Annotated in this window: 26 protein-coding genes; 14 read left to right on the top strand and 12 right to left on the bottom strand. The window is 66.7% G+C overall.

The features are described from left to right. The first annotated feature begins 13 nt into the window (after positions 1-13). Complete coding sequence (gene betA / locus ACN22W_RS32860; RefSeq protein WP_419688685.1) at positions 14-1,714, top strand: choline dehydrogenase; 1,701 nt, start codon at positions 14-16, stop codon at positions 1,712-1,714. A gap of 86 nt (positions 1,715-1,800) precedes the next feature. Here betA and ACN22W_RS32855 read toward each other — a convergent pair whose 3' ends face one another. The 9 genes from ACN22W_RS32855 to ACN22W_RS32815 all read right to left on the bottom strand — a co-directional run bounded on the left by ACN22W_RS32855 (position 1,801) and on the right by ACN22W_RS32815 (position 11,129). Beyond that, complete coding sequence (locus ACN22W_RS32855) at positions 1,801-2,400, bottom strand: dual specificity protein phosphatase family protein (RefSeq protein WP_193099867.1); 600 nt, start codon at positions 2,398-2,400, stop codon at positions 1,801-1,803. Positions 2,401-2,413: 13 nt separating this feature from the next. Then, positions 2,414-2,911 carry a hypothetical protein gene (locus ACN22W_RS32850; RefSeq protein ID WP_412023845.1) on the bottom strand — a complete coding sequence of 166 codons (498 nt, stop codon included), beginning with the start codon at positions 2,909-2,911 and terminating at the stop codon, positions 2,414-2,416. Further along, entirely contained in the window at positions 2,908-4,050 is a 1,143-nt protein-coding gene (locus ACN22W_RS32845) for an MGDG synthase family glycosyltransferase (protein WP_048243268.1), read from the bottom strand. Before ACN22W_RS32845 ends, ACN22W_RS32850 begins: the two co-directional genes overlap by 4 nt. A 346-nt stretch (positions 4,051-4,396) precedes the next feature. Further along, a complete protein-coding gene (locus tag ACN22W_RS32840; protein ID WP_419688683.1) occupies positions 4,397-5,518 on the bottom strand; it encodes a hypothetical protein in 1,122 nt (373 codons plus the stop codon). Positions 5,519-5,751: 233 nt separating this feature from the next. Next, positions 5,752-6,255, bottom strand: coding sequence for an activator protein (locus ACN22W_RS32835; protein ID WP_129515668.1), 504 nt, complete (start codon positions 6,253-6,255; stop codon positions 5,752-5,754). 121 nt (positions 6,256-6,376) lie between these two features. Continuing rightward, positions 6,377-7,201 carry an OmpW/AlkL family protein gene (locus ACN22W_RS32830; RefSeq protein WP_048243265.1) on the bottom strand — a complete coding sequence of 275 codons (825 nt, stop codon included), beginning with the start codon at positions 7,199-7,201 and terminating at the stop codon, positions 6,377-6,379. Between the two features lie 73 nt (positions 7,202-7,274). Next, positions 7,275-8,528, bottom strand: coding sequence for a DUF2957 domain-containing protein (locus ACN22W_RS32825; RefSeq protein WP_343493517.1), 1,254 nt, complete (start codon positions 8,526-8,528; stop codon positions 7,275-7,277). A gap of 73 nt (positions 8,529-8,601) precedes the next feature. Then, positions 8,602-10,215 (bottom strand): DUF2957 domain-containing protein, encoded by a 1,614-nt coding sequence (locus ACN22W_RS32820; protein ID WP_419688680.1) that lies wholly within the window; start codon positions 10,213-10,215, stop codon positions 8,602-8,604. A 617-nt stretch (positions 10,216-10,832) separates the two neighbouring features. Beyond that, the gene (locus ACN22W_RS32815; RefSeq protein ID WP_129515671.1) at positions 10,833-11,129 is read right to left on the bottom strand and encodes a cupin domain-containing protein; all 297 of its coding nucleotides are present in this window, start codon (positions 11,127-11,129) and stop codon (positions 10,833-10,835) included. Positions 11,130-11,552: 423 nt separating this feature from the next. Between ACN22W_RS32815 and ACN22W_RS32810 the strand changes: the two genes are divergently transcribed. The 4 genes from ACN22W_RS32810 to ACN22W_RS32795 all read left to right on the top strand — a co-directional run bounded on the left by ACN22W_RS32810 (position 11,553) and on the right by ACN22W_RS32795 (position 15,122). After that, a complete protein-coding gene (locus tag ACN22W_RS32810) occupies positions 11,553-12,497 on the top strand; it encodes an ABC transporter ATP-binding protein (protein WP_419688678.1) in 945 nt (314 codons plus the stop codon). A 5-nt stretch (positions 12,498-12,502) separates the two neighbouring features. After that, complete coding sequence (locus tag ACN22W_RS32805) at positions 12,503-13,264, top strand: ABC transporter permease (RefSeq protein WP_048243260.1); 762 nt, start codon at positions 12,503-12,505, stop codon at positions 13,262-13,264. 150 nt (positions 13,265-13,414) lie between these two features. After that, positions 13,415-14,839, top strand: a complete 1,425-nt coding sequence (locus tag ACN22W_RS32800; protein WP_419688677.1) for an MFS transporter — start codon at positions 13,415-13,417, stop codon at positions 14,837-14,839. 19 nt (positions 14,840-14,858) lie between these two features. Continuing rightward, entirely contained in the window at positions 14,859-15,122 is a 264-nt protein-coding gene (locus ACN22W_RS32795; protein ID WP_419688675.1) for a hypothetical protein, read from the top strand. Positions 15,123-15,164: 42 nt separating this feature from the next. Here the strand turns inward: ACN22W_RS32795 and ACN22W_RS32790 are convergent, their stop codons facing one another. Further along, positions 15,165-15,395 carry a hypothetical protein gene (locus ACN22W_RS32790; protein ID WP_048243257.1) on the bottom strand — a complete coding sequence of 77 codons (231 nt, stop codon included), beginning with the start codon at positions 15,393-15,395 and terminating at the stop codon, positions 15,165-15,167. Between the two features lie 204 nt (positions 15,396-15,599). Here ACN22W_RS32790 and ACN22W_RS32785 point away from each other — a divergent pair, with 204 nt between their 5' ends. Continuing rightward, a complete protein-coding gene (locus tag ACN22W_RS32785; RefSeq protein ID WP_412023838.1) occupies positions 15,600-16,046 on the top strand; it encodes a YciI family protein in 447 nt (148 codons plus the stop codon). Positions 16,047-16,258: 212 nt separating this feature from the next. Further along, positions 16,259-16,690: a YciI family protein gene (locus ACN22W_RS32780; RefSeq protein WP_419688674.1), complete on the top strand. Its 432-nt coding sequence runs from the start codon at positions 16,259-16,261 to the stop codon at positions 16,688-16,690. 68 nt (positions 16,691-16,758) lie between these two features. Here ACN22W_RS32780 and ACN22W_RS32775 read toward each other — a convergent pair whose 3' ends face one another. Beyond that, complete coding sequence (locus ACN22W_RS32775) at positions 16,759-17,355, bottom strand: TetR/AcrR family transcriptional regulator (RefSeq protein ID WP_419689865.1); 597 nt, start codon at positions 17,353-17,355, stop codon at positions 16,759-16,761. Positions 17,356-17,537: 182 nt separating this feature from the next. Here ACN22W_RS32775 and ACN22W_RS32770 point away from each other — a divergent pair, with 182 nt between their 5' ends. From ACN22W_RS32770 to ACN22W_RS32740, 7 genes are all read left to right on the top strand, one after another. Next, positions 17,538-18,308, top strand: a complete 771-nt coding sequence (locus tag ACN22W_RS32770; protein ID WP_419688673.1) for an alpha/beta hydrolase — start codon at positions 17,538-17,540, stop codon at positions 18,306-18,308. Between the two features lie 86 nt (positions 18,309-18,394). Beyond that, positions 18,395-19,201 (top strand): DinB family protein, encoded by an 807-nt coding sequence (locus ACN22W_RS32765; protein ID WP_419688672.1) that lies wholly within the window; start codon positions 18,395-18,397, stop codon positions 19,199-19,201. Beyond that, entirely contained in the window at positions 19,198-19,926 is a 729-nt protein-coding gene (locus ACN22W_RS32760; protein ID WP_419688671.1) for an alpha/beta fold hydrolase, read from the top strand. The genes ACN22W_RS32765 and ACN22W_RS32760 overlap by 4 nt, the downstream gene beginning before the upstream one ends. Before the next feature lie 122 nt (positions 19,927-20,048). Then, entirely contained in the window at positions 20,049-20,927 is an 879-nt protein-coding gene (locus ACN22W_RS32755; RefSeq protein WP_419689864.1) for an alpha/beta hydrolase, read from the top strand. 76 nt (positions 20,928-21,003) lie between these two features. Further along, positions 21,004-21,897, top strand: a complete 894-nt coding sequence (locus tag ACN22W_RS32750; protein ID WP_419688670.1) for a LysR family transcriptional regulator — start codon at positions 21,004-21,006, stop codon at positions 21,895-21,897. A 121-nt stretch (positions 21,898-22,018) separates the two neighbouring features. After that, positions 22,019-22,345 carry a carboxymuconolactone decarboxylase family protein gene (locus tag ACN22W_RS32745; RefSeq protein WP_129515681.1) on the top strand — a complete coding sequence of 109 codons (327 nt, stop codon included), beginning with the start codon at positions 22,019-22,021 and terminating at the stop codon, positions 22,343-22,345. Between the two features lie 45 nt (positions 22,346-22,390). Continuing rightward, positions 22,391-23,398: an aldo/keto reductase gene (locus ACN22W_RS32740; protein ID WP_129515682.1), complete on the top strand. Its 1,008-nt coding sequence runs from the start codon at positions 22,391-22,393 to the stop codon at positions 23,396-23,398. Positions 23,399-23,495: 97 nt separating this feature from the next. Here the strand turns inward: ACN22W_RS32740 and ACN22W_RS32735 are convergent, their stop codons facing one another. Further along, positions 23,496-23,726: a hypothetical protein gene (locus ACN22W_RS32735; RefSeq protein WP_343493530.1), complete on the bottom strand. Its 231-nt coding sequence runs from the start codon at positions 23,724-23,726 to the stop codon at positions 23,496-23,498. Positions 23,727-23,827 lie beyond the last annotated feature (101 nt).

The following is a 23,827-nucleotide window of genomic DNA, read 5'->3' as shown; positions in this document are numbered from 1 at the left end:
AGGAGAACCCGTCATGACGACACGCGAATACGACTACATCATCTGCGGCGCCGGTTCCGCGGGCAACGTGCTCGCAACGCGCCTGACGGAAGATCCGGACGTCACGGTGCTGCTGCTCGAAGCGGGCGGCCCCGACTACCGCTTCGACTTCCGCACGCAGATGCCGGCGGCGCTGGCCTATCCGCTGCAGGGCCGCCGCTACAACTGGGCGTACGAAACCGACCCCGAGCCGCACATGGACAACCGCCGGATGGAATGCGGCCGCGGCAAGGGGCTCGGCGGCTCGTCGCTGATCAACGGGATGTGCTACATCCGCGGCAACGCGCTCGACTACGACAACTGGTCGACGCACAAGGGCCTCGAGAACTGGACGTATCTCGACTGCCTGCCGTACTTCAAGAAAGCCGAGACGCGCGACGTCGGCCCGAACGACTACCACGGCGGCAACGGCCCCGTGTCGGTCACGACCAGCAAGCCGGGCGTGAACCCGCTGTTCGAGGCGATGGTCGACGCGGGCGTGCAGGCCGGTTACCCGCGCACCGACGACCTGAACGGTTATCAGCAGGAAGGCTTCGGCCCGATGGACCGCACCGTCACGCCGCGCGGCCGCCGCGCGAGCACCGCGCGCGGCTACCTCGACCAGGCGCGTGCACGGCCGAACCTCGAGATCGTCACGCACGCGCTCGCCGACCGCATCCTGTTCGACGGCAAACGCGCATCGGGCGTCACGTACCTGCGCGGCAGCGAACGCGCGACCGCGCATGCGCGCCGCGAGGTGCTCGTGTGCAGCGGCGCGATCGCATCGCCGCAACTGCTGCAGCGCTCGGGCGTCGGCCCCGGCGCGTGGCTGAAGGAATTCGACATTCCCGTCGTGCTCGACCTGCCCGGTGTCGGCCAGAACCTGCAGGACCACCTGGAGATGTACATCCAGTACGAGTGCAAGGAGCCCGTATCGCTGTACCCGGCGCTCAAGTGGTGGAACCAGCCGAAGATCGGCCTCGAATGGATGCTGAACGGCACGGGCCTCGGTGCGAGCAACCACTTCGAGGCGGGCGGTTTCATCCGCACGCGCGACGATGATCCGTGGCCGAACATCCAGTATCACTTCCTGCCGGTTGCCATCAACTACAACGGCTCGAACGCGATCGAGATGCACGGCTTCCAGGCGCACGTCGGCTCGATGCGCTCGCCGAGCCGCGGCCGCGTGAAGCTGCGCTCGCGCGACCCGAACCAGCATCCGAGCATCCTGTTCAACTACATGGCCGAAGCACTCGACTGGCGCGAGTTCCGCGATGCGATCCGTGCGACGCGCGAGATCATGCGGCAGCCCGCGCTCGACCGTTATCGCGGCCGCGAGCTGAACCCGGGCGCCGACTGCAAGACCGACAAGGAACTCGACGCGTTCGTGCGGGCCCGTGCGGAGACCGCGTTCCATCCGTCGTGTTCGTGCAAGATGGGTTACGACGACATGGCGGTGGTCGACGAAGAGGGTCGCGTGCACGGGCTGGAAGGGCTGCGTGTCGTCGATGCGTCGATCATGCCGATCATCACGACCGGCAACCTGAACGCGCCGACGATCATGATCGCCGAGAAGATCGCCGACAAGATCCGTGGTCGCCAAGCGCTCGCACGTGTCGACGTGCCGTACTTCGTCGCGAACGGCGCGCTGGCAAGGAATGTCGCGAAGGCCGTGCGGCAGCCGGAAACGGTTTGACGATGGCGGGCGCACTGCCCGCTCCGGGACCTACCAACGAAAACGCCGCTGACGATTCCCGTCAGCGGCGTTTTTTTATTTCCGGCTCAGCCGCTGTTGACCTCTCGCCGCAAACGCTCGACGTCGACGTGCTCCAGGTAATTCGTGATGTTCTGCCAGATCGGATGGAACCCGTAGCCACCGTGCTGCAGCTCGTCGAGCGCCTGCTCGCGCGTCCAGCCCTGGTACACCATCCGGTACAGCGCGGAGACGAGGCCCGTGCGATCGGCACCGTGCTGGCAGTGGATCAGCACCGGGCCGTCCTGGTCGGCGGTTCGCAGTGCCTTCAGCGCGGTGACCATGTCCTCGTCGCGGATGTCCCACGTGTTGATCCGGATGCGCTGCATCTTGATCTGCGTGCCGGCCAGGATGCTGTCGTCCGCGTGAAACGAGCGGAAGCTGATGACCTTGCGGATGCCGAGCTTCTGCAACTCCGGCACGTCCGCCCGCGACAGCTGCGCGCTGCGGTACAGCGTCGGCGTGATGCGATGCAGGTTGTTCACGCGCGCATCGGCAATGCTTTGCGCCCATTGGATCGGTCGGGCCGCGATCGGTCGGGCCGCGACGCCGGAAGCCGGATCCGCATGGGCCGGCTGCCCGAGCGCGGCGAGCGTGACGGCGAGCGCGGCAATGAAGGCGATTTTCATGTCGGTTCAGCGTTCAATAAAATGCGCGCTTGCTGCGCTCGCGCGACAGGATGAACAGCACGATCGCGGCGGCGCTCATGGTCCAGTAGTCGGTCGGTGCCACACCGAACCAATGGATATGCCACGGCACGTTGGCCGGGTTGAAGCGGGCCAGACCATAGGCCGGATTCAGCACGAACCACAGAAAATCCTCGGTCAGCCAGAACACCATGATGCACGCGATGATGCGGGCTTCGATGCGCCACGACCACCGCGCGTTGAAGATGGGCGGCAGGTGGAAGAAGAGCGCGACGAACGGGAACACCCACGCGTGGTATCCGGTCATCGGACGCCCGCCCCAGAAGAGGTCGAGCAGCCAGTGATGCTCGATGCGCCAGGTCGGCAGGTTGGCGGCCCAGCCCGCGCTGCCCTCGATCTGGATCTCGACGTTCGCGAAAAAGAACGCGAGCAACATGACCCATGCGACGACGAACAGCGTATGACGCGTCGGCACAAAACGCGCGACGCTCATGCGGCAGGCTCCAGGCCCAGTACGCGATCAAGCACGAAGCGTCCGGCCAGCGGCCGCCCGAGCGGAGCCAGACGGCGGCGCATGTCGGCCAGGCGCTCCGGCGTCTGCAGCAGCGCGCGGATCCGGTAGACGAGCGCATCGTCGTCGATGGCCTTGAGCGCCACGCCCTGTTCGAGCAGGAAATCGGCATTACGCTCTTCCTGGCCCGGAATCGGCGAATTGACGATCATCGGCAGCTTCATCGCGAGACATTCGGATGTCGTCAGGCCGCCCGGCTTCGTGATGACGAGGTCGGCGCAGGCCATCAGGCGTTCGACCTGTTGCGTGAAGCCCTGCGGAAAGAGCCGGCCGGGATGCCGCGCGGCGAGCGCCTGCAGCGACGCCAGCATCGCCTGGTTCTTGCCGGCCAGCGCGATCAGCTGGAAATCGGCGTCCATCTCCAGCAGCCGCGTCGCCAGCACGTCGAGCCCGCCGAGGCCGGCGCCGCCCGACATCATCAGGAACGTCGGACGCGCGGGATCGAGGCCGAACTCGGCCGCGCAGGCCGCGCGATCGAGCGGCTGGCCGAACGCCGGCATGATCGGAATACCGCTGACGTGCACCGTTTCGGGCGCCATGCCGCGCGCATGCATGCGCCACGCGATCTCGTCGTTGGCCGCGAAATAGCCGCGCATGTTCGGCACGACCCACATGCTGTGCAGGTCGAAATCGGTGACCTGCACCCATACCGGCGTATCGACGCGCCCCTTGCGGATCTCGCGCGACAGCAATTCGGCCGGCAGGAAGTGCGTGCAGATGATCGCGTCCGGGCGCTGCCGTTCGATCTCCGCGAGCAACTGCCGGCAATTGAGCCGCTCGATCGCGCGCCGGATCTTCTGCGACGGCGCGGCGGGATCGACCTCGTCGGTCTTCTGGTACAGGTAGCCCCACAGCGCCGGCTGGCTGCTGACGAGCTTGATGTAGAGATCGGTGTACAGCTTGCGGAAACCGGTGGAAACGAAGTCCATCACGTCCAGGTGCGTGGCTTCGATGCCGGCGGGATGGTGGTCCGCAAATGCGCGGATCGCTTCGGCCGCGCGGGTATGACCGGCGCCGGCGCTGACGCTCAGGAGAAGGATTTTCTTGTGTTGCTTTGACATCTGACCGACCGTTTCGATGAATGGGGTCCGGACGCGGGTTCGGCAGCGGCGATCTCGCGCGACGGCTGTTCGCGTCCGGCTTTCAACTGGCTTGACGGACCTTCGGCGGTGCGGGCGGTCGGGTACTGCGGATCGATCGATCGCCGGCATCGTCTGCGGAATCATACTGCGTCCGGTCGATGCGGCTCGGATCCGCGGGTGTCGCGCGATCGGTCAGGTTGGTGTGACGGCGCTGCGTGCCACCGTTTGGCGCCCCACTCGCGCATGCGAATGGGGTGCCGTATTTCGGCGCGAACGGAGTGCTCGCGCGCGGGGTGTTTCGTGTCGCTTCGGCAAAGGCCGTGCGTCAGTCAGCCTTGTTCGCGTCGTCACCTGACCGGGCTGCCGCCACGGCGTGCGTCCGCATCCGCTTCGCGCGGACGATCGGATTCCATCGCGACGTCAGGCTCATCGCATTACGCAGGCGGTCGAACGCGGCATCCTCCGTCGGCCCGAAGCGATTGACCGCCGGCCACGCGAGCACGTGATCGAGCCATGTCTGCCATGTGTCGCCATGAAAGCGCCGGCCGATGTCCCGCACCGCGTCCGGCGCCGCGATCACGATGCCGGCCAGCAGGTAATACGCCCAGAAGCTGCCCGCGCCGACGAGTCGATCGAGCCTGCACACGGACAGCGCCGCAAGCAGCGCGTCCGTCGACGCGAGGTCGGCGCGATGCGTACGGATCGCCTGCGCGACGAGGTTGTGTTGACCGCCATACGCGGCAACGGAAACCCCGTCGCCGGCGGCGAGCTCGGCCGAGAACATCGCGAGCGCGGCCATCTCGTCGATGCGCGATGCATCGTCGCGCGGGCCGCATGCGCGCAGCACGATCGCGTCGATGATGGCGCCGGGCCGGGCCGATGTTTCCGCTCTCGTCGCCGCGACGACGGCCAGCTTTTCTCTCAGGTTCTTCGCAACGGGTATCTCGCCCTGCCCGTGTTTTTCATCTGCGGCGCGTTCGCCGGCATCGGCGTCGTTGCATTCGACACCGCCCGCGATCCGTTCGAGTGCAGCCCATCCGACGTCGGGATCGTCGAATGCGCACGCATCGATCACGCCGTGCGCCGCTTCGAACACGGCGCGCGAGCCGGGGCAACAGCGTTCGGCTTCCGCGAGCTGCTGCGCGGAAGGCCCATGCGAGCACGCGCCGGGCAGGTCGGTCGGGTCGCATGCGCAACCGCCGCTGTCCGTTGCGATCCACGGTACCAGCCGCTGAAGGGCTGCCGTCGCGTCGCGGGACAGGCTCTCGCCTGCCCGCACGCGTATTGCATGCGACGCGACGACGGTCGTGTCGCCGGCGTCGCCCGCCGCCATCGCGCAAGCGGCCGCGTCGAGATGTTCGATCAGGTACTGCAACCACGCGGCCGTGCGCAGCCGGTCAGGCGTCGCGCCGCGGGCATCACCATACTTCGCTGGGTCGGTGAGCATGGGTCGTCCGGGATAGTTCTGGCCAATCGGAATGATGTTGTTTCAGTCGAATCGGGTGGCGCGGTATGCCGCGCCGACCCTGCAAGGCCGCCCGCATCGGATCGCGACACGTGCGGCCAACCGGCCATCGCGCCGATACGCGCGACGATATGAATGGATCGAGGTAACGGAAACCCGCCACGCTTGCCGCACGGCCCTCGTACGCGGCGGGCTCCCGCTTCGTTCCGCGACGCTTACTGCACGTGGAACTTCGGCGACGTCGTGACCGTGCCGGACACCGAGCAATTCGGCGTCAGGACGGAGTTATTGAACGTCAGCGACGAGTTCGGATCGTTCCACGCCGTGACCACCTTGCTCGGGCCGCACGCGCCGAGCAGCGCGACGTTCACCTGCACGTTGTTGATCGACAGCTGCGTCGTGCTGTCTGCCTGGCCCGTCCACGGCGACGTGCTGCTCGCCGTGCCGCTGATCAGGCCGCAGGTGCCGCCGCCCGAGAACGTCGTCGACGTGATGTTGACGATACCGGTCGACGTGATCGTCCCGTTGAACGTCGCCGTGCAGGTCGCGCTGATCGAGCCCTTGCTGAGGCTCGTGAGCCCCGACACGGAAAACGGCTCGCCGTTCGGATTCATCGGCTGGCCATCGGCGCGCGAAACGGTGACGGCGAAAGCAGGCGCGGCCGAAACCGCGGTGAAAGCCACTGCAGCAACAAGCGACACGATTTTGCGAATGCTCATTTGAACTGCCCCCTCTCTTCACAAATGGCGGCACGCCGCCAGGAACGCAACCTTCCGGCCGGACGAATCCGGCCAGCCGGTCGCAGGAAACCGCCGGCGCGCGTCATGCGCGCCGGTCGGTTCAGAACTTGTAGGAAATCCCGACGAACGTGATCAGCGGATCGGCCTTCAGCCGCGTGCGCGTGGTCGCGAGCGTCGAACCGTCCGCCGCCTTGATCACGAGCGACGAGTAGGTCTTCAGCGGCATGTACGTCAGCGTCGCGGTGAGCCCCCAGTGCTTGTCGATCGCATAACTCGCGCCGACGTTGTAGACCGGCGTGAACGACGACGACGCCTTGCCCTCCACCGACGTCGGCCCCGGCTTGCCGGCGCCGGCCGCGAGCACGCTGCCGAGGTTCTGGTTGATGTCCTTCGCGAAGTTGCCGTTCAGTTCGATGTTGCTGAACCAGCTGTAGGCCACGCCGATCCCGACGAACGGCCGGAACCGTGCCGTCGACGAGTTGAAGTAGTACTGCAGAATGATCGTCGGGCTCCACTGCCGCGCGTTCTTCACGGCCGGCTGGTTCGCCGGATCGTCCATGTTGACGCTGCCAAGCGCGCCGGCCGGGCCGGGCGGCTTGATCGTGCCGTGGCCGGTCAGCGTGAACTCGGGCGGCACGCCGAGCACCGACGTCACCGCGATGTGATCGGTGAAGAAGTGCGTGAGCGTGAGGCCGACCGTATCGGCGTTGTTGACCGTCAGGCTCGTGCCCGGCGACGTGAACGAACCGGGCAGGCGCAGCGGCCCGTTGATCGGCATGCTCGCGAGATTCGTCGTCAGACCGTTGGTCGAATCCTGCGGCATGATGTGCAACCACCCGAGCGTCGCGACGTTGTCGCCCGCCTGCTGGGCCGATGCGAGCGTCGACATGCCTGCGACGACACCCGCGACAATCAGCTTCTTCATCAAGTCTCCCCCTCATTCTGTCCGGGCGCCGCGCATCCGCGCGCGACGCCGCCGTGTCTCCGTCCGGGTGTGGTCACTGCACGAACGCGCCGACCGTGAAGTACGGATTGCTCGTATCGGCCATGTCGAGGAACCCGAACACGCCGCCGGTGAACACGAACTTGCCGGTCGCCGGGCCCGACGCCGCATCCGCGTGCACGGTCGTCACGACGCCCGGCACTTTCTGCGTGTAGTCGAGGTTGAGCGCACGCGTGAGTGCGGCCTGCGACGCGTTGAACGGATCGAGCAGCGTCGCCTGCGCGCCGATGAGCGCGGTCGCGCGGTAGTTGAACGCGCTGTCGACACCCGTGTACTCGCCGTTCTGCGAGCCCAGCGCGATCGCCGTCTGCGGGCTCAGGAACGAGATGCCCGATTCGTCGTCCGCGCTCGGCGGGCCCTGCGTGAGGTCCGCGTTCGCCGCGCCGGTGCGGATGAAGATCGGCACGAGCTGGTTGCGCAGCTTGCCGACGATCAGGATCCCCTTGCCGGCCTTCGCCGGATCGAGCGCGGCCAGCGTCGGCGGAATCTGCGGCTGGTAGTTGAGCGACTGGAACGCCGGCGCATCGGGTCGCAGCGTGAACGGCTGGTTCACGGTCGCGCTCGACGCGAGCGGCTGCCCGCCGTTCTTCTTGCCGAAGTTGTCGGTCTCGACGTAGCTGCCGTCCGCGTTGATCGTCACCTTCTGATCGAGCGCCACCGGCTGGAAGCTCTGCGACGGCACCTGGTGATAGCCGAGCTGGTTGTAGGTTCCGGCGATCTTCGTGAGATCGGTTTCCAGCGACGAGAAACTGATGAACGGGTAGTACGGGAACGTCGTCTGCGGAATCTTGCCGACGCCGATCACGCCGTTGAACTGGATACTCGCGCCGGGAATCGCGCCGCCCAGCACGCCTTCGCCGAGGAACAGCCGCGCGGGCCGGCTCGGGTCGAGGCTCGCGTTCTGCATCCGGAACGTGCACTGGTTCAGCTTCACCGTCGGCAGCCCCGTTTCGTCGGCCAGCGTGCCGTCGACCACGTTCGCAGGCGCCGTATCGCGGGTCGGCTGCACGGTGCCCGTGGTGGTCGGCACCGGCGATGCGAGGTAGGTCATCCGGTACGTCATCTTCGTCGTGTCGAGCTGCACTTTCACGAGCTCGCCCGACCCCGACCCGCCAATGAACACCGTGTTGTAGTCGATCGTCTGCGGGCACAGCCGCACCACCGGCGCGGGTGGCGGGTCGCCGTCGCCGCCGCACGCAGCCAGCACCGGCGCGAGCGACGCCGCGGCCATCCAATGTTTCAAATTCATAGGAATCCTCTTGAAATTCGATTCGCCGGCGGCGACGCATGCGCCGCCGGTGTTACGTGTTCAGTACGCGGGGTTACTGGACGAACGCGCCGACCGTGAAGAACGGGTTGACCTGGCTGTTGTTGACGACCATCGCGTAGACGTTGCCGGCCGTCACGATCCAGCCCGTGTCGCCCTTCTTGAAGATCGCGACGTTGCCGCTTGCACCCTTCGCGTTGAAGTCCTGCGTGGCCGTGACCTTGATCTTGCCGGGCGTGGCCTGCGTGTAGTCCAGCGCGAACTGCGAGGTCACCGACGACGTCTGCGGGTCGATGAACGCCGCGGTGCTGCCCTGGAACAGCGTGGACGTATAGTTCGCGGCCATCGTCGATACCGCGGTGCCGTCGTTGCAGCTGCCCGCCTGCGCCAGGAAGAAGGTGCCGTTGAAACTGCCGGGCAGATCCGGGTGCGGCACGTTGTTGTTGAAGCTCGGGCCCGAATTCGCGACCGCGAACGTCGCGGTGCTGGGCGCCACGACACCGCATGCGGACGCGCTCGTTGCGCCGATGAAGCCGCCCTTCAGCGAGTTTGCCGCGATGGCGGTGGTCGACGAGAGCATCGAGATCCCCACTTCGGCATCGGCGACCGACGCCAGTGCATTGCTCGAATCGACATGCGTGTAACCGACTCGAATCACGACCGGCACCCGCACACCGTTCAGCTTGCCGACAATCATGATCCCCTTCGCCTGGCTCGGCGTCGCGATCACGAGGCCCGGCGCCTGACCCGCCACCGGATACGAGACCGCACCGAACTGGTTCGCCACCGCGTTGCTCACGAACACGTTGTCGGCCGATCCGTCGGCGTTCTTGCGCAATGCCCACGGCGACCCGGTGGTCTGGCACGAGTAGTCGCTATTCGGGGTGATCGTGCACGAACCGTCCGCATTGAACGTCTGGTTCCAGTTGACCACGTCCGGCTCCCAGCCGACCGCCCCGGCACTGCTCTGGGCGCTGCCGCCGACGGGCGACAGGTGGATACCCACTTCGTTGTAGTTGCCCGCGACCTTCGTGAAATCAGTTTCGGTTTGGGTAAAGCCGATGAACGGATAAAAATCGAACGTGCGCGACGGCACGACACCCAGCAAGAAGCCGGGGAACGGTTCGATCCCGGCGAACGCGATCGTCGCCCCGGGAATCCCGCCGCCCACCACACCATTGCCGACGAACAGCATCGGCGGATCCGCGCGGTTGATCGTCACCGCATACGCGCCGTCGCTCGTCGCGCCACTGTCGAGCACGAATGCGCAGCGGTTCTGCTCGGCGGTCGGGAGATTGGTCGGATGATGGAATGCGCCGCTGATCGTCAGGCCCGCACGCGTGTTGTTGACCTGTCCTGCCGACGTCGGCACCGACGATTCGATGAACTGCATCTGATAGGTGAGCTTCGTCGTGTCGAACTTCACCTTCACGTATTCGCCGCTGCCGGCGCCGCCCGTATAGGTCGTCGTGTAATCGAGCGCGTCCGGACACAGCTTCGTCACCACGGGCGGCGTCGTTTCGGCGCCGCTCGGCCCGCATGCGCTGCCCGAGCACTGCGGCACGTTGATCGGCCCCGGATCGTCGCCGCCGCCGCAACCGGCGACGAACGGCAGCGCCAGCACGGCGCACGACAGGATCGCCTTCCGCCATTCAGGAATGCAAAGCATCAACCCCTCCTTTTCAGGTACGACAAGTCTCGTCCGGCCGGGCTGCATGGCCCGCCGGTTGGTATCGCGCCGCCGCACGAATGCGCGGCGCATGATGGTGCGCGCAAGACAACCGCTCCGCGGCTCACGCAAATGCGATGAAAACCGCGGCGGCAGACAAGCGCTCTCCCGCGGCGCCGTCATCCGGCACGGCGCCGTCGGAACAATCGAAACGGAAAGTGGTTCGCCGCTACACGGCGATGCGATAACGCAGGCAGACGACCTGCGTCGCGCCTGCATTCAGCGAAAAACTGGGAAACGGCAGTCCGATTGGCCCCGCGGATACGCGCTTCATGAATGGGTCTCCGTACGTACGCTTGATTGGTTATCGTGATGCGTCGTTTGTCGAAACTATGAGCGGACCATTCAAACAAGTAAATGGATGCCGAGTTCCAAACGATGCAAGTCGCCCGACCCTAGCGTTTACACGGTATTTGACACATTTTCAAACAGCCTTCATTTTATTTGCTCAGACAAATACCGGAGCGGTGTAACACGCGTTTGAACGAAGGCGGCCAACCCGCGCCCAGCCAAGCGGGCCGGCCCGCGACGGCCCGCACGGATGCTGCGGCGCAACCTTACACGTCGATGATCGCAAGCGTGCCGTGGCTGCCGGGCAGCACCGCATGACGCGTGCCGGCGAGCGCGAGATACATCTGCCCGGCCTCGACCACGACCGTTTCCGCGTCGACTTCGAGCATCAGCTTGCCGTCGAGCACCAGCAGCCCCTCGTTGTAGTCGTGCACTTCCGCTTCGTAAGGCTGCGCGTCCATGCGCAACACCTTGATCCTGGCCGGCCCGACTTCGCCGACGATCGTGGATTTCCATGCGACGGCCTGCCCGGCCGCCACCGATTTGAAATCGATCAAAGACATTCGCCCCGCTCCGTGAACCATGAAAGGAACGCATTATCGCGAGCGCGGCACATGCCGTCCCGGTACGGCGCGGCGGCGTTCGGGCGGCACAGTCGGCCGGCCGGCCGCGCCGGAACGCGATCGCCGCCCGATTCACGAAAAACGGCACGCATTGTTCACCCACTTCAAATAAACAGACGCTTTATTGAACGATGCACGTGCATTTCACGCAAATCCGGCGCCGATCCTGCGCGGCCTTTCCATCAGAATGCATTTCCATCTACCGATTGCTAATATGGCGGTCCCGCGATCCCGCATCACAGCGCCGTTCGACATGACGCCCGTCCGCCATGCCGTCCCCGGTCCCGGCCGCTTCGCAGCGGCGGCGACGCCGGGCACGCGCGGCGCACACCGTCGCGCCGGCCGGCCATGCCATCCGTGAGCATGCAACCGATCCTTTCCGTCTCCGACCTCTCCAAGACTTACGCGTCCGGCTTCCAGGCGCTGAAGCACGTGACCCTCGACATCCGCCCCGGCGAGATCTTCGCGCTGCTCGGGCCGAACGGCGCCGGCAAGACGACGCTGATCGGCTCGATCTGCGGCATCGTCACGCCGACAGCAGGCCGCGTGACGGTCGGCGGCCACGACATCCGCGATCAATACCGTGCGGCCCGCGAAATGATCGGCCTCGTGCCGCAGGAACTGACGACCGACGCGTTCGAAACCGTCTGGGCGACCGTGTCGTTCAGCCGCGGCCTGTTCGGCAAGGCGCCCGATCCCGCGCATATCGAGAAGACGCTGAAGGCGCTGTCGCTGTGGGACAAGCGCGACAACAAGCTGATGACGCTGTCGGGCGGCATGAAGCGCCGCGTGATGATCGCGAAGGCGCTGTCGCACGAGCCGCGCATCCTGTTCCTCGACGAACCGACGGCCGGCGTCGACGTCGAGCTGCGCCGCGACATGTGGAAGCTCGTCGATTCGCTGCGCGAAAGCGGCGTGACGATCCTGCTGACCACGCACTACATCGAGGAAGCCGAGGAGATGGCCGACCGCATCGGCATCATCCTCGGCGGCGAGCTCGTGCTCGTCGAGGAAAAGCGCGAGCTGATGCGCAAGCTCGGCAAGAAGCAACTGACCGTGCAGCTCGAGCACCCGCTCACGGACGTGCCGCCCACGCTCGCGCCGTTCGGGCTCGAACGCGCGGACGACGGCACCGCGCTCGTCTACACGTACGACTCGCAGCGCGACGACGCGAGCATCGCGAAACTGATCAACGCGCTCGGCTCGGCCGGCATCGGCTTCCGCGACCTGCACACGACGCAGAGCTCGCTCGAGGATATTTTCGTCAGCCTGATCGACAACCGCCGCAACGGCGTACAAGGAGCCTGACGCCCATGAACCTGCAAGGCATCCGCGCGATCTACCGCGCAGAAATGGCCCGCACACGCCGCACGCTGATGCAGAGCATCATCGCGCCGGTGATCTCGACGTCGCTGTATTTCGTCGTGTTCGGCTCCGCGATCGGCTCGCGCATCAGCGACGTGAACGGCATCGGCTACGGGTCGTTCATCGTGCCGGGCCTCGTGATGCTGTCGTTGCTGTCGCAAAGCATCTCGAACGCGTCGTTCGGCATCTACTTCCCGCGCTTCACGGGCACGATCTACGAGATCCTGTCCGCGCCCGTGTCGTACTGGGAGATCGTGATCGCGTACGTGGGCGCGGCCGCGTCGAAGTCGCTGCTGCTCGGCGTCATCATCCTCGCCACGGCAGGCCTGTTCGTGCCGCTGCACATCCTGCATCCGTTCTGGATGGTGCTGTTCCTCGTGCTGACGGCGATCACGTTCAGCCTGTTCGGCTTCGTGATCGGCATCTGGGCCGACAGCTTCGAGAAGCTGCAGCTCGTGCCGCTCCTGATCATCACGCCGCTCACGTTCCTCGGCGGCAGCTTCTATTCGGTCGACATGCTGCCGCCCGCGTGGCGCATCATCACGCTGTTCAACCCGATCGTCTACCTGATCAGCGGCTTCCGCTGGTCGTTCTACGGGATCGCGGACGTGCACGTGTGGATCAGCCTCGCCGCGACCGGGCTGTTCCTCGTGATCCTGCTCGCGATCGTCGCGTGGATGTTCCGCACCGGATACAAGCTGAAGAATTGACGCGGCACGCGCCGCCGCCGATGACGCATTTGGGCAAGCAGGCGGCGCTTTTCCGCTGATGCGGCATTTTGTGGTCGCGTCTACTGAATACCGAAGCATCGGGGCCCTGGAGCATGCGCTGCAAGGCCCCTTTTCATTTCAGAGGACGCCATGCCCGCCGCCACCGCTCCCGCTTCCGCCGCCGCCCGGCTCGAACGCCTGCCGTTCTCCGGTTATCACAAGCGGATCTTCTTCATCATCGCGATCGCGTTCTTCTTCGATTCGGTCGACCTCGGCACGATGACGTTCGTGCTCGGCTCGATCCGCAAGGAGTTCGGGCTGTCGACCGCGGCCGCCGGCCTCGTTGCGAGCGCAAGCTTCTTCGGGATGGTGCTCGGCGCGGCCGTCGCCGGCCTGCTCGCCGACCGCTTCGGCCGCCGCCCCGTGTTCCAGTGGAGCATGGTGCTGTGGGGCGCCGCGTCGTACCTGTGTTCGACCGCGCAGAGCGTCGACGCGCTGATCGTCTACCGCGTGCTGCTCGGGATCGGGATGGGCATGGAATTCCCGGTCGCGCAGACGCTGCTGTCCGAATTCGTGCCGACCGAGAAACGCGGCCGCCTGATCGCGCTGATGGACGGCTTCTGGCCGCTCGGCTTCATCACGGCCGGCATCGTCGCATACTTCGTGCTGCCGCAGTTCGGCTGGCGCACGGTGTTCGCGCTGCTCGCGATTCCCGCGGTGTTCGTGCTCGTCGTGCGCCGCATCGTGCCCGAATCGCCGCGCTGGCTCGAACACGCGGGCCGGCACGCGGAAGCCGACACGGTGATGCACGTGATCGAGGCGAAGGTGATGCGCTCGGCCGGCGTCACGACGCTGCCGCCGCCGTCGCGGCTCGCCGAACCGGTGGCCGCGCGCGGCCGTGGCGCGCTGCGCGAGATCTGGAGCGGCGTGTACCGCCGCCGCACGGTGATGGTGTGGCTGCTGTGGTTCTTCGCGCTGCTCGGCTTCTACGGCCTCACGTCGTGGCTCGGCGCGCTGCTGCAGCAGGCCGGCTTCGAGGTCACGAAATCGGTGTTCTACACGGTGCTGATCTCGCTCGGCGGCGTGCCGGGCTTCCTGTGCGCCGCGTGGCTCGTCGAACGCTGGGGGCGCAAGCCGACCTGCATCGCATCGCTGATCGGCGGCGGCGCGATGGCGTACGCGTACGGCCAGAGCGCGCTGTACGGCGGCAGCATGGCGCTGCTGATCGGCACCGGCCTCGCGATGCAGTTCTTCCTGTTCGGGATGTGGGCCGCGCTGTACACGTACACGCCCGAGCTGTACGGCACCGGCGCACGTGCGACGGGCTCGGGCTTCGCGTCGGCGATCGGGCGCGTCGGTTCGCTGATCGGGCCTTACGTGGTCGGCGTCGTGCTGCCCGTGTTCGGCCAGGGCGGCGTGTTCACGCTCGGCGCGCTGTCGTTCATCGCGGCCGCGATCGCCGTGTGGACGCTCGGGATCGAGACGAAGGGCCTTGCGCTGGAACAACTGGCGGCGGGCGACGAAGCCGGCGGCAACGGCCGGTATGCGGCGGCAGCGGCGGACAAGGTGTCCTGAGCCGCGGATCGGAGGGGGCTTGCAGGCCGTGAAGGCGCTGCTGTCGTCGGACATCCTGATGCGCTTCGGCGCCGCCGCCGCCGACGACCCGCTGCCGGCGATCATCGACTCGATCACCCGCTCGGACTACCTGCCGTCGCTCGCGCACATGGCGAGCGCGCTGCGCCGCATCCAGGCGCTCGATCTCGACATCATCCTGCCGATGCACGGCGCGGCCATCACGCACGACATCCCGCGCGTGCTGGCCGGTGCGATCGCGCATTGCGAAGCCGCCGCCGCGTAGGTCACGCAGGCGGCGACACCAGCCTGGTATGACGGATCGTGGTCAGGCGCCGGAGACGACGAACTCTTCGGCCGCCTTGCGCTGGACCGCGGCCATCACCGCCAGTTCGCGCTTGCTGCGCGCATCGCCGGACACGACGCCCGTCGCATGCTTCGCCTTCGCGCCCAGCGGGAAAAACACGAACGACGCGCCGTCCGGGGCCGCCGGTTCGGCACGCAAGCGTTTGTTCAGGATTTTCAGGTATTTCTTCTTCGAGACTTCTTTAGCAGCCATGGCACCCTCCGCGTAAACGTGGTGAGGATCAGCATACCAGTTTTGGAGAAGGGGTCGGCCAGCGCGCACGCCGCCCGCGCAACGGCGTTTTTTCGTGCCGATGTCGATTTCGCCGCGCGCCGCCCGTCGTACCATCGCAAGAACGGGTCGGCTTTCCCGCAAGGCCGACGCCCCTCCCCCTTTCCGAACCCAGGAGAAACAACCATGCGCGTGATGGTCATCATCAAGGCGACCGCCGATTCCGAAGCCGGCAAGATGCCCGACACCGAACTGCTGGCCGCGATGGGCCAGTACAACGAAGCGCTCGTGAAAGCGGGCGTGATGCTCGCCGGCGAAGGGCTGCACCCGAGCGCCCGCGGCAAGCGCGTACGCTTCGCCGGCAAGGACCGGTCCGTGACCGACGGCCCGTTCGCCGAAACCAAGGAACTCATTGCCGGGTTCTGGCTGTGGCAGGTGAGCTCGATGGACGAAGCCGTCGAATGGGTGAAGCGCTGCCCGAACCCGATGCTCGGCGACTCGGAGATCGAGATCCGGCAAGTGTTTTCGCCCGAGGATTTCGGCGCGGAATTCACACCCGAGCTGCAGGAGCAGGAAGCGAAACTGCGCGCGCAACTCGGCGACGGCCACCAGGCCCCGCCGGCCGGGAACTGACCGAACGCTTGAACCGGGCCGCGCGGCGCGGCGGCCCGCCCGCAACACCGCATTTCGATCGACCGCCGGCAACGCACCGCCGTTGCCGCACCGCCGTACGAAATCTTTTTCGTGTCCGCCGTCGATTTCCCCGATCGTTGTCCGTCGTAGTGTCGTAAGCCACGTTGACCTGTCGGCCAACGAACCCTCCCCCCATTCAAGGAGATACGACAATGCGCGTCATGGTAATCGTCAAGGCCACCGCCGATTCCGAGTCCGGCCGGATGCCCGACACCCGGATCATGGCCGAGATGGGCCGCTTCAACGAAGAACTGGTGAAAGCCGGCATCCTGCTCGCCGCCGACGGGCTGCACCCGAGCAGTCGCGGCAAGCGCGTGCATTTTTCCGGCAAGAACCGCACCGTCATCGACGGCCCGTTCGCCGAAACGAAGGAGCTCGTCGCGGGCTACTGGCTGTGGCAGGTGAGATCGATCGAAGAAGCCATCGAATGGGTAAAGCGCTGCCCGAATCCGATGCCGGTGGACTCCGACATCGAGATCCGCCCGCTGTTCGAAGCCGAGGATTTCGGCGCCGCATTGACGGACGAGCTGCGCGAGCAGGAAGGTCGGATGCGCGCGCAAGTCGAGGCCGGGAAGCACGCGTAAGTCGGGCGGCACCAGACGGTTTCACATGGCCGCCGGGCGCCGCCCCTACCCGCTGACGCGGGCGCGGCTCACGCGCGTTTGCGCGGCACCGCGAGCCGCTCGACCGCCCCGCCGGTCACGTCCCTGAACATCCCGGCATTGCCGTACGCCCGCGCGGCAAGCATCGCGCCGTAGACCAGCGACACGAACGTCGCGGCCTCGGTCTGCACCGACACGCCCGGCTGCACGACACCGTCTTTCACCCCTGCCTCGAGCACGCGCACCAGCCACGCGGCAAGGTCGTCGAAATGCGCCTTCACCGCCCGCGCGACTTCGTCAGGCAACGCCGGCAACTCCGCGCCGAGCATGCCGGCAACGCAGAACGGCGCGCTGTCGTCCGCGATGCAGCGTTCCCAGTAGCCGATGTAGGCACGCATCTGCACCAGCGCGTCGGCGCCGCTCGAGTCGAGCAACGCCATGTCGGCATCGAATTTCGCCTGCGACTGCTGCAGCACGGCGACCGCAAGATCCGCCTTCGTCGGGAAGTGGTGGTGAATGCTCGCCTTCCGGATGTCGATCGCGTCGGCGATGTCGGCATAACTGAACCCGCTGTAGCCGCGCCGCATGATCAGTTGCCGCCCGGCTTCGAGAATGCGGCCCGCCGTACTGTCCCCCGTTACCGTCATACTCACCTACCATCTAGTCGGATGAAAAATGGGGATAGTTTACTGCCCGGAGATACTCTTTTCCAGCAACGATTTCTTCTTGCCCATCATCCTACCTACTAGTAGGATGACTTCATCGACAGAACAAGACGCCTGTCGATATCCGACGGTTTCCTACCCTGTCTTCCTTCTGGAGAATGAAAATGAAGCGCTTTTCCCAAGTCCGCCAGATTGCCGCGGCACTCGCGTTGTCCGCTGCCGCACTCGGCTCGCATGCGGCTGTCGCCGCCCCCGTCAAGAACGTCGTGCTGGTTCACGGCTACTTCGCCGACGGCTCTGGCTGGCAAGCCGTCTCGAACATCCTGACGCGCGACGGCTACAAGGTTTCCGTCGTTCAGCAGCCGGAAACGTCGTTCGACGAAGACGTGAAGGCAACCCGGCGCGTCGTCGACGCACAGGACGGCCCGAGCATCCTCGTCGGCCACAGCTACGGCGGCGCGGTCATCACCGAAGCCGGCAACGACGACAAGGTAGCGGGCCTCGTCTACGTGGCCGCGTTCCAGCCCGACACCGGCGAAAGCCCGCTCGACCTGACCAGGAAAACGCCGCCCGCGACGAAGGCGATCAAGGCCACCGACGACGGCCACCTGTATTTCGACGAAGCGTCGTTCCACGCCGACTTCGCGGCCGATGTGCCGGCCGCCGAAGCGAAATTCATGGCGATCTCGCAAGTCACGCCGGCCGCACAGTCGTTCGGCGTGCCGATCACACACGCCGCGTGGCGGACGAAACCGAGCTGGGCAGCGGTCGCCACGGCGGATCGCGCGATCAACCCCGAGCTCGAACGCTTCATGACGCAACGCGCCGGCAGCAAGACGATCGAACTCAAGTCGAGCCACGTGGCCTACATCTCGCATCCCGCCGAAGTCGCGAAGCTGATCGAACAGGCAGCCAAGGGTGCCGGCAAGGAGTGATGCAACGCATCGGCAGCATCCCGCGTTGACGCTATCGACCGAGTAACGTATCGTTTTGATACGTTACTCGGTAGGGCCTGTCCGTCATGCATTCCCGTTTCGACCGTTTCCGCACCACCGCGCTCGGCGCCCAGCTCGAAGCGCTGATCGCGCAACCCGAGCGTTATCTCGAGTTCGCGGCGCTGTCGCGCGTGGGCGTCGCCGCGATCGGCGCGATCCAGCACGAGATCGCGCGCAAATTTCCCGAAATCGAGGCCGACACGACGGCCCGCCAGTTCTGCGGCGCGATGGTCGCGGAAGTCATGCGCCGCCACAGTCATGAGGTCGTGCAGGCACGCGGGCGGCTCGGCGGCACGCTGTTCAGCTATGGCGCGGTGTTCAGCCCGTATCCGCAACGGCTGCCGTTCGCCGACGTCGTCGTCGCGCTCGCGCGCATGCCCGGCCGGCTCGCCGCGTATGCGGCGCACGTGCCGGCCGCGCTGTGGACGCGCCGCCCGGCCGGCACCGGCTTCTCGCTCGTCGAACATGCGTGCCACCTGCGCGATCTCGACGCGGTGTTCGCCGAACGCATCGATGCCGTGCGCACGGCCGAGCTGCCCGTGATCGCGTCGGTCGACGGCACCGCGCTCGCGGCGCAACGCGACTATCTCGCGCAGCCGCTGGACCGCGCGGTTACGGCCTTCCGCACGGGGCGCGCCGCACTGTGCGCGACGGCCGCCACGCTGCAGCCGCCGCAGCTCGAGCGTTGCGGGCTGCGCGACGGCATCCGCCGCATGTCGCTCGACGAACTCGTGCGCGAACTGCTCGACCACGACCGCACGCACGTGCTCGAACTCGACGAACTGCTCGCCGAACTCGACTTGCCGCCCCTTCCTTCCGAGCCCGCCGCATGACCCAACCCATTCCCGTCGTCTTCATTCACGGCTTCATCGGCACGTTCGACGTGCACGGATGGCACGGCCCGCATCTCGCCCCCGACCTGCTCGGCTATGGCGCGCATCGCGCGGCGCCATTCGATGCGATCACGCTCGCCGCGCAGGTCGAGCATGTCCGGTACGCCATCGACGCGCACTTCGGCGCGCAGCCGGTCGATGTCGTCGGCCACTCGGTCGGCGGCGCGATCGCGATGCTGTTCGCGCATGCGCACCCCGAACGCGTGCGGCGGATCGTCAACGTCGAAGGCAACTTCACGCTCGACGACGCGTTCTGGTCGGCGTCGGTCGGCCGCATGACGCCCGCCGAAGCCGACGCGATGCTCGACGGCCTGCGCGCCGATCCGCTCGCGTGGCTGCGCGGCGCGATCGACGAACCGTCGCCGCGTTTGCTCGACGACGCACGCCGCTGGCTCGCGCATCAGCCGGCATCGACGCTGCGTGCGATGGGCCGCTCGGTCGTCGCGACGACGGACGTTCCGGGCTACCTGCAGGCGCTCGCGCAGGTGTTCGAGCGCCACCCGGTCTGGCTGGTCGCCGGCGAACGCTCGCGCGCGGGCTGGCACGTGCCGGACTGGGCGCTCGCGCGCTGCGCCGGCTTCGACACGATCGAGCGCTGCGGGCACCTGCTGCCGGCCGAACGGCCCGATGCGTTTCGCGCGGCGGTCGAGCGCTGCCTGGGCTGAAGCGCGCCTGACAATGCGTAGGGTTCGTCGAAATATGGTTGAAAGGCGCGGTTGCTAGAGTCGTCCGAACAGGGTTTCCCCGGCGCCCGGCCGCCGGACAGGGTCGACACATGCAAGGATCGATGCACCTCGCACGCGCCTTCTGGCTGCTTCTGCTGCTCGCCGTCACGAGCCCTGCGTTCGCATTTCATGCGCGGGTCGTTGCGATTCCCAGCGCCGCGATGAGCGAGACGCTCAAGGCGACCGTCGTGCTGCCCGACGACTACGCACGCGGCAACCGCGACGGCGAACGCTATCCGGTCGTCTATCTGCTGCACGGCTCGGGCGGCGACCATACCGACTGGACGTCGAACACACCTATCGCCGCGCTGGCCGACCGCTACCACGTGATCCTCGTGATGCCCGACGGCGGGCACGAAAGCTGGTACATCGACAGCCCGTTCGATTCCGGCAGCCGCTACGAAACCTTCATCGGCGACGAAGTCGTGTCCTACGTCGATGCGCACTTCCGCACGATCGCGACGCAGCGCGCCCGCGCGATCACCGGGCTCAGCATGGGCGGCTTCGGCGCGCTGCGCATCGCGCTCGACCGGCCCGACACGTTCGGCGCGGTCGGCAGCATCAGCGGCGCGGTCGATCCGCGCTGCTGCGAGGACGAGCCGGGCATCGACCACGTGTTCGGCGACCCCGGCCGCCATCCGTCGTTCTGGAATCGCAACGTGATCGTCGAAAACGCGCGTGCGTTCGTGCGTGCGCATCTCGACCTGACGATCGATTGCGGCCGCGACGACGCGTTCGTCGGCTCGAACCGCACGCTGCACGAACGGCTCGTCGCGCTCGGCGTGCCGCACGACTACGCGGAGCGGCCGGGCGGCCATACCTGGGATTACTGGGCGAACGCGATTCGCTACCAGATGCGCTTCTTCGCGGCATCGTTCCAGCATCGCGGCTACGCGTACCATCCGGCGAACTCCGCACCGGGCATGACGCGCGCGGGCTGACGCACGCGCCGCGTCGCCGCGCGTCCCGGCGACCCCGGTGGTACGATGCGCTGGCATCGACCACCCGACTTCCTCCATGCCGCGCGACACCTTTGCGGACCTGCTCGCCTTCATCGCCGTCGCGCGCGAGCGCAGCTTCACGCGTGCGGCCGCCCAGCTCGGCGTGTCGCAATCCGCGCTCAGCCATAAGATCCGTTCACTCGAAACGCGCCTCGGCGTGCGGCTGCTCACGCGCACGACGCGCAGCGTCGCGCCGACCGAAGCCGGCGAGCGCCTGCTGCGCAATCTCGCGCCGCGCTTCGACGAAATCGAGGCCGAGCTGTCGACGCTCGCGGAACTGCGCGACAAGCCGGCCGGCACCGTGCGCATCAACGCGACCGACTATGCGATCCGCACGCTGCTGTGGCCGAAGCTCGCCCCGATGCTGCGCGACTATCGCGACCTGAAGGTCGAGTTCGTGACCGACTACGGGCTGTCCGACATCGTCGCGGAGCGCTTCGACATCGGCGTCCGGCTCGGCGACCAGGTCGCGAAGGACATGATCGCCGTGCGCATTTCACCGGACCTGAAAATGGCGATCGTCGGCGCGCCCGCGTATTTCGCGGATCGCGCACGCCCCGCGTCGCCGCAGGATCTCGTCGCGCACGACTGCATCAACCTGCGCCTGCCGACACACGGTGCGCTGTACGCGTGGGAGCTGGCGCGCGGCGACGACACGCTGCAGGTACGCGTCGACGGGCAGGTCACGTTCAACGGCACGTACGAAATGCTCGACGCGGCGCTCGCGGGCTACGGGCTCGCGTACGTGCCGGCCGAGCTCGCCGCGCCGCATGTCGCCGCCGGCCGCCTCGACAGCGTGCTCGACGACTGGTGCCCGACGTTTCCCGGCCATCACCTGTACTACGCGAGCCGGCGGCAATCGTCGCGCGCGCTCGCGGTGATCGTCGACGCGCTGCGCTACCGCGCATGAGTCGCCGGCGCGCCGCGATTCATGAATCCGTTCGATAAGTGCATGCGAGCGAGCGGGGATTATCGATAAGCGTTTCGATGGCTACCATCGTCGATGTCCGCAACGTTCCCCGGAGCCCTCGATGTCCGAACCGACGTCCGCCGCGCGCAAAGCGTTCGGCGCCATCGCCCCCGCCCTCGCCGACTACACCGACCACGTGCTGTTCGGCGACGTGTGGCAACGCGCCGGCCTGTCGCCGCGCGATCGCAGCCTGATCACGGTCGCGAGCCTCGTGTCGCTGTATCGTGTGAACGAGTTGCCGTTCCACCTGAAGAAGGCGCTCGACAACGGCCTCACGCGCGACGAGCTGATCGAAGCGATCACGCACCTCGCGTTCTACTCGGGCTGGCCGACCGCGAGTTCGGCGCTGCCGATCGCGCAACGCGTCTTCGACGAAGCCGGCATATAACCTGTCATTCAACCGGCGGGCACCTGCCCGCATGGAGCCTCACACATGGATTACCGTTATCTCGGGCGCAGTGCGCTGAAGGTGTCGCCGCTGTGTCTCGGCGCAATGATGTTCGGCGGCGAGACCGACGAAGCGACGTCGGCGCGCATCATCGACAAGGCGTTCGACCAGGGTGTCAATTTCATCGACACGGCCGACGTCTATCACGCCGGTCGTTCGGAAACGGTCGTCGGCCGCGCGATCGCACCGCGTCGCGACAGCTGGGTCGTCGCGACGAAGTTCGGCTATCCGGCCGGACCGGATGCGGGACCGAACCGGCAAGGCCAGTCGCGCAAATGGATCGTCGAATCGGTCGACGCGAGCCTGAAGCGGCTCGGCACCGATTACATCGACATCCTCTATTTCCATCGCGCGCTGACCGACGCGCCGCTCGACGAAGGCATGCGTGCAGTTGCCGACCTGATCCGGCAAGGCAAGGTGCGCTACTTCGGGCTGTCGAACTTCAAGGGCTGGCGCATTGCCGAGATCGTGCGGCTCGCGGACCAGCTCGGCATCGATCGTCCTGTCGCGAGCGAACCGCTGTACAACCTCGTCGATCGCACGGCCGAGGTCGAACAGCTTCCGGCCGCCGCGCACTACGGAATCGGCGTCGTGCCATACAGCCCGCTCGCGCGCGGCGTGCTGACCGGTAAATACGCAGTGGATGCGCAGCCGCCCGCCGATTCGCGCGCGGGCCGCGGCGACCGGCGTATCCAGCAAACGGAATGGCGGCCCGAATCGTTGCACATCGCGCAGCAGGTGGCTGCGCACGCGGCCGCGCGCGGCACAACGTCGGTCGCGTTCGCGCTCGCGTGGGTGATGAAGAACCGCATCGTCAGTTCGACGATCGCGGGACCGCGCACCGAAGCGCACTGGGACAGCTACATCGATGCGCTGACGCTCGAACTCGGCCCCGACGACGAACGGTTCGTCGATTCGCTCGTGCCGCCCGGGCACGCGTCGACGCACGGCTACACCGATCCCGGTTATCCGGTCGAAGGCCGCAAGGTCTAAAGTTCGGATGGGATGAAAGACTGACATGCCGGGCGGCGCGCCCGGCATGAAGATGAACGCGCGTCGCCCGACGCGCGCAAAAGCGGCCGTGGCGGAATCAGTTGCCGCTTGCCGCGTCGGCGCCGACCACGCGATCGAAGCATTCCTGCGCACGCGCCAACTCGTCGAGCGCGCGATCGAGGCGCGACATCGCACGTGCGTATTCGACCGACGAGACGTCGTCGTCGCTTTCGCCGCGCACCGCGCGAAACGCCTGATCGACGTTGCGCGTCGCTTCGACGAAGCGTTGCGCGGCCCGGGCTTCCTGCGAACAGATGTGGGTCGACATCGACACTTCTCCTACAGGGTTGCAGTGTGAAGCAAGCCGACGCTCAGTGTGCGTGGTGCGCATGTCGGCGGCGTGAACCACGGCGCATCGATTGTCGACGC

Source organism: Burkholderia theae (genome assembly GCF_048565265.1).
GTDB classification, from domain to species: domain Bacteria; phylum Pseudomonadota; class Gammaproteobacteria; order Burkholderiales; family Burkholderiaceae; genus Burkholderia; species Burkholderia theae.
The sequence above is the reverse complement of the archived record's forward strand: the minus strand, read 5'-3'. Positions and strand labels throughout refer to the sequence as shown.

Bases quoted from the DNA above. Each gene is read 5' to 3' on its own strand.
- betA (WP_419688685.1), top strand. From the start codon at position 14: ATGACGACACGCGAATACGACTACATCATCTGCGGCGCCGGTTCCGCG.
- ACN22W_RS32855 (WP_193099867.1), bottom strand. From the start codon at position 2,400: ATGAAAATCGCCTTCATTGCCGCGCTCGCCGTCACGCTCGCCGCGCTC.
- ACN22W_RS32850 (WP_412023845.1), bottom strand. From the start codon at position 2,911: ATGAGCGTCGCGCGTTTTGTGCCGACGCGTCATACGCTGTTCGTCGTC.
- ACN22W_RS32845 (WP_048243268.1), bottom strand. From the start codon at position 4,050: ATGTCAAAGCAACACAAGAAAATCCTTCTCCTGAGCGTCAGCGCCGGC.
- ACN22W_RS32840 (WP_419688683.1), bottom strand. From the start codon at position 5,518: ATGCTCACCGACCCAGCGAAGTATGGTGATGCCCGCGGCGCGACGCCT.
- ACN22W_RS32835 (WP_129515668.1), bottom strand. From the start codon at position 6,255: ATGAGCATTCGCAAAATCGTGTCGCTTGTTGCTGCAGTGGCTTTCACC.
- ACN22W_RS32830 (WP_048243265.1), bottom strand. From the start codon at position 7,201: ATGAAGAAGCTGATTGTCGCGGGTGTCGTCGCAGGCATGTCGACGCTC.
- ACN22W_RS32825 (WP_343493517.1), bottom strand. From the start codon at position 8,528: ATGAATTTGAAACATTGGATGGCCGCGGCGTCGCTCGCGCCGGTGCTG.
- ACN22W_RS32820 (WP_419688680.1), bottom strand. From the start codon at position 10,215: ATGCTTTGCATTCCTGAATGGCGGAAGGCGATCCTGTCGTGCGCCGTG.
- ACN22W_RS32815 (WP_129515671.1), bottom strand. From the start codon at position 11,129: ATGTCTTTGATCGATTTCAAATCGGTGGCGGCCGGGCAGGCCGTCGCA.
- ACN22W_RS32810 (WP_419688678.1), top strand. From the start codon at position 11,553: ATGCAACCGATCCTTTCCGTCTCCGACCTCTCCAAGACTTACGCGTCC.
- ACN22W_RS32805 (WP_048243260.1), top strand. From the start codon at position 12,503: ATGAACCTGCAAGGCATCCGCGCGATCTACCGCGCAGAAATGGCCCGC.
- ACN22W_RS32800 (WP_419688677.1), top strand. From the start codon at position 13,415: ATGCCCGCCGCCACCGCTCCCGCTTCCGCCGCCGCCCGGCTCGAACGC.
- ACN22W_RS32790 (WP_048243257.1), bottom strand. From the start codon at position 15,395: ATGGCTGCTAAAGAAGTCTCGAAGAAGAAATACCTGAAAATCCTGAAC.
- ACN22W_RS32785 (WP_412023838.1), top strand. From the start codon at position 15,600: ATGCGCGTGATGGTCATCATCAAGGCGACCGCCGATTCCGAAGCCGGC.
- ACN22W_RS32780 (WP_419688674.1), top strand. From the start codon at position 16,259: ATGCGCGTCATGGTAATCGTCAAGGCCACCGCCGATTCCGAGTCCGGC.
- ACN22W_RS32775 (WP_419689865.1), bottom strand. From the start codon at position 17,355: ATGACGGTAACGGGGGACAGTACGGCGGGCCGCATTCTCGAAGCCGGG.
- ACN22W_RS32770 (WP_419688673.1), top strand. From the start codon at position 17,538: ATGAAGCGCTTTTCCCAAGTCCGCCAGATTGCCGCGGCACTCGCGTTG.
- ACN22W_RS32765 (WP_419688672.1), top strand. From the start codon at position 18,395: ATGCATTCCCGTTTCGACCGTTTCCGCACCACCGCGCTCGGCGCCCAG.
- ACN22W_RS32760 (WP_419688671.1), top strand. From the start codon at position 19,198: ATGACCCAACCCATTCCCGTCGTCTTCATTCACGGCTTCATCGGCACG.
- ACN22W_RS32755 (WP_419689864.1), top strand. From the start codon at position 20,049: ATGCACCTCGCACGCGCCTTCTGGCTGCTTCTGCTGCTCGCCGTCACG.
- ACN22W_RS32750 (WP_419688670.1), top strand. From the start codon at position 21,004: ATGCCGCGCGACACCTTTGCGGACCTGCTCGCCTTCATCGCCGTCGCG.
- ACN22W_RS32745 (WP_129515681.1), top strand. From the start codon at position 22,019: ATGTCCGAACCGACGTCCGCCGCGCGCAAAGCGTTCGGCGCCATCGCC.
- ACN22W_RS32740 (WP_129515682.1), top strand. From the start codon at position 22,391: ATGGATTACCGTTATCTCGGGCGCAGTGCGCTGAAGGTGTCGCCGCTG.
- ACN22W_RS32735 (WP_343493530.1), bottom strand. From the start codon at position 23,726: ATGTCGACCCACATCTGTTCGCAGGAAGCCCGGGCCGCGCAACGCTTC.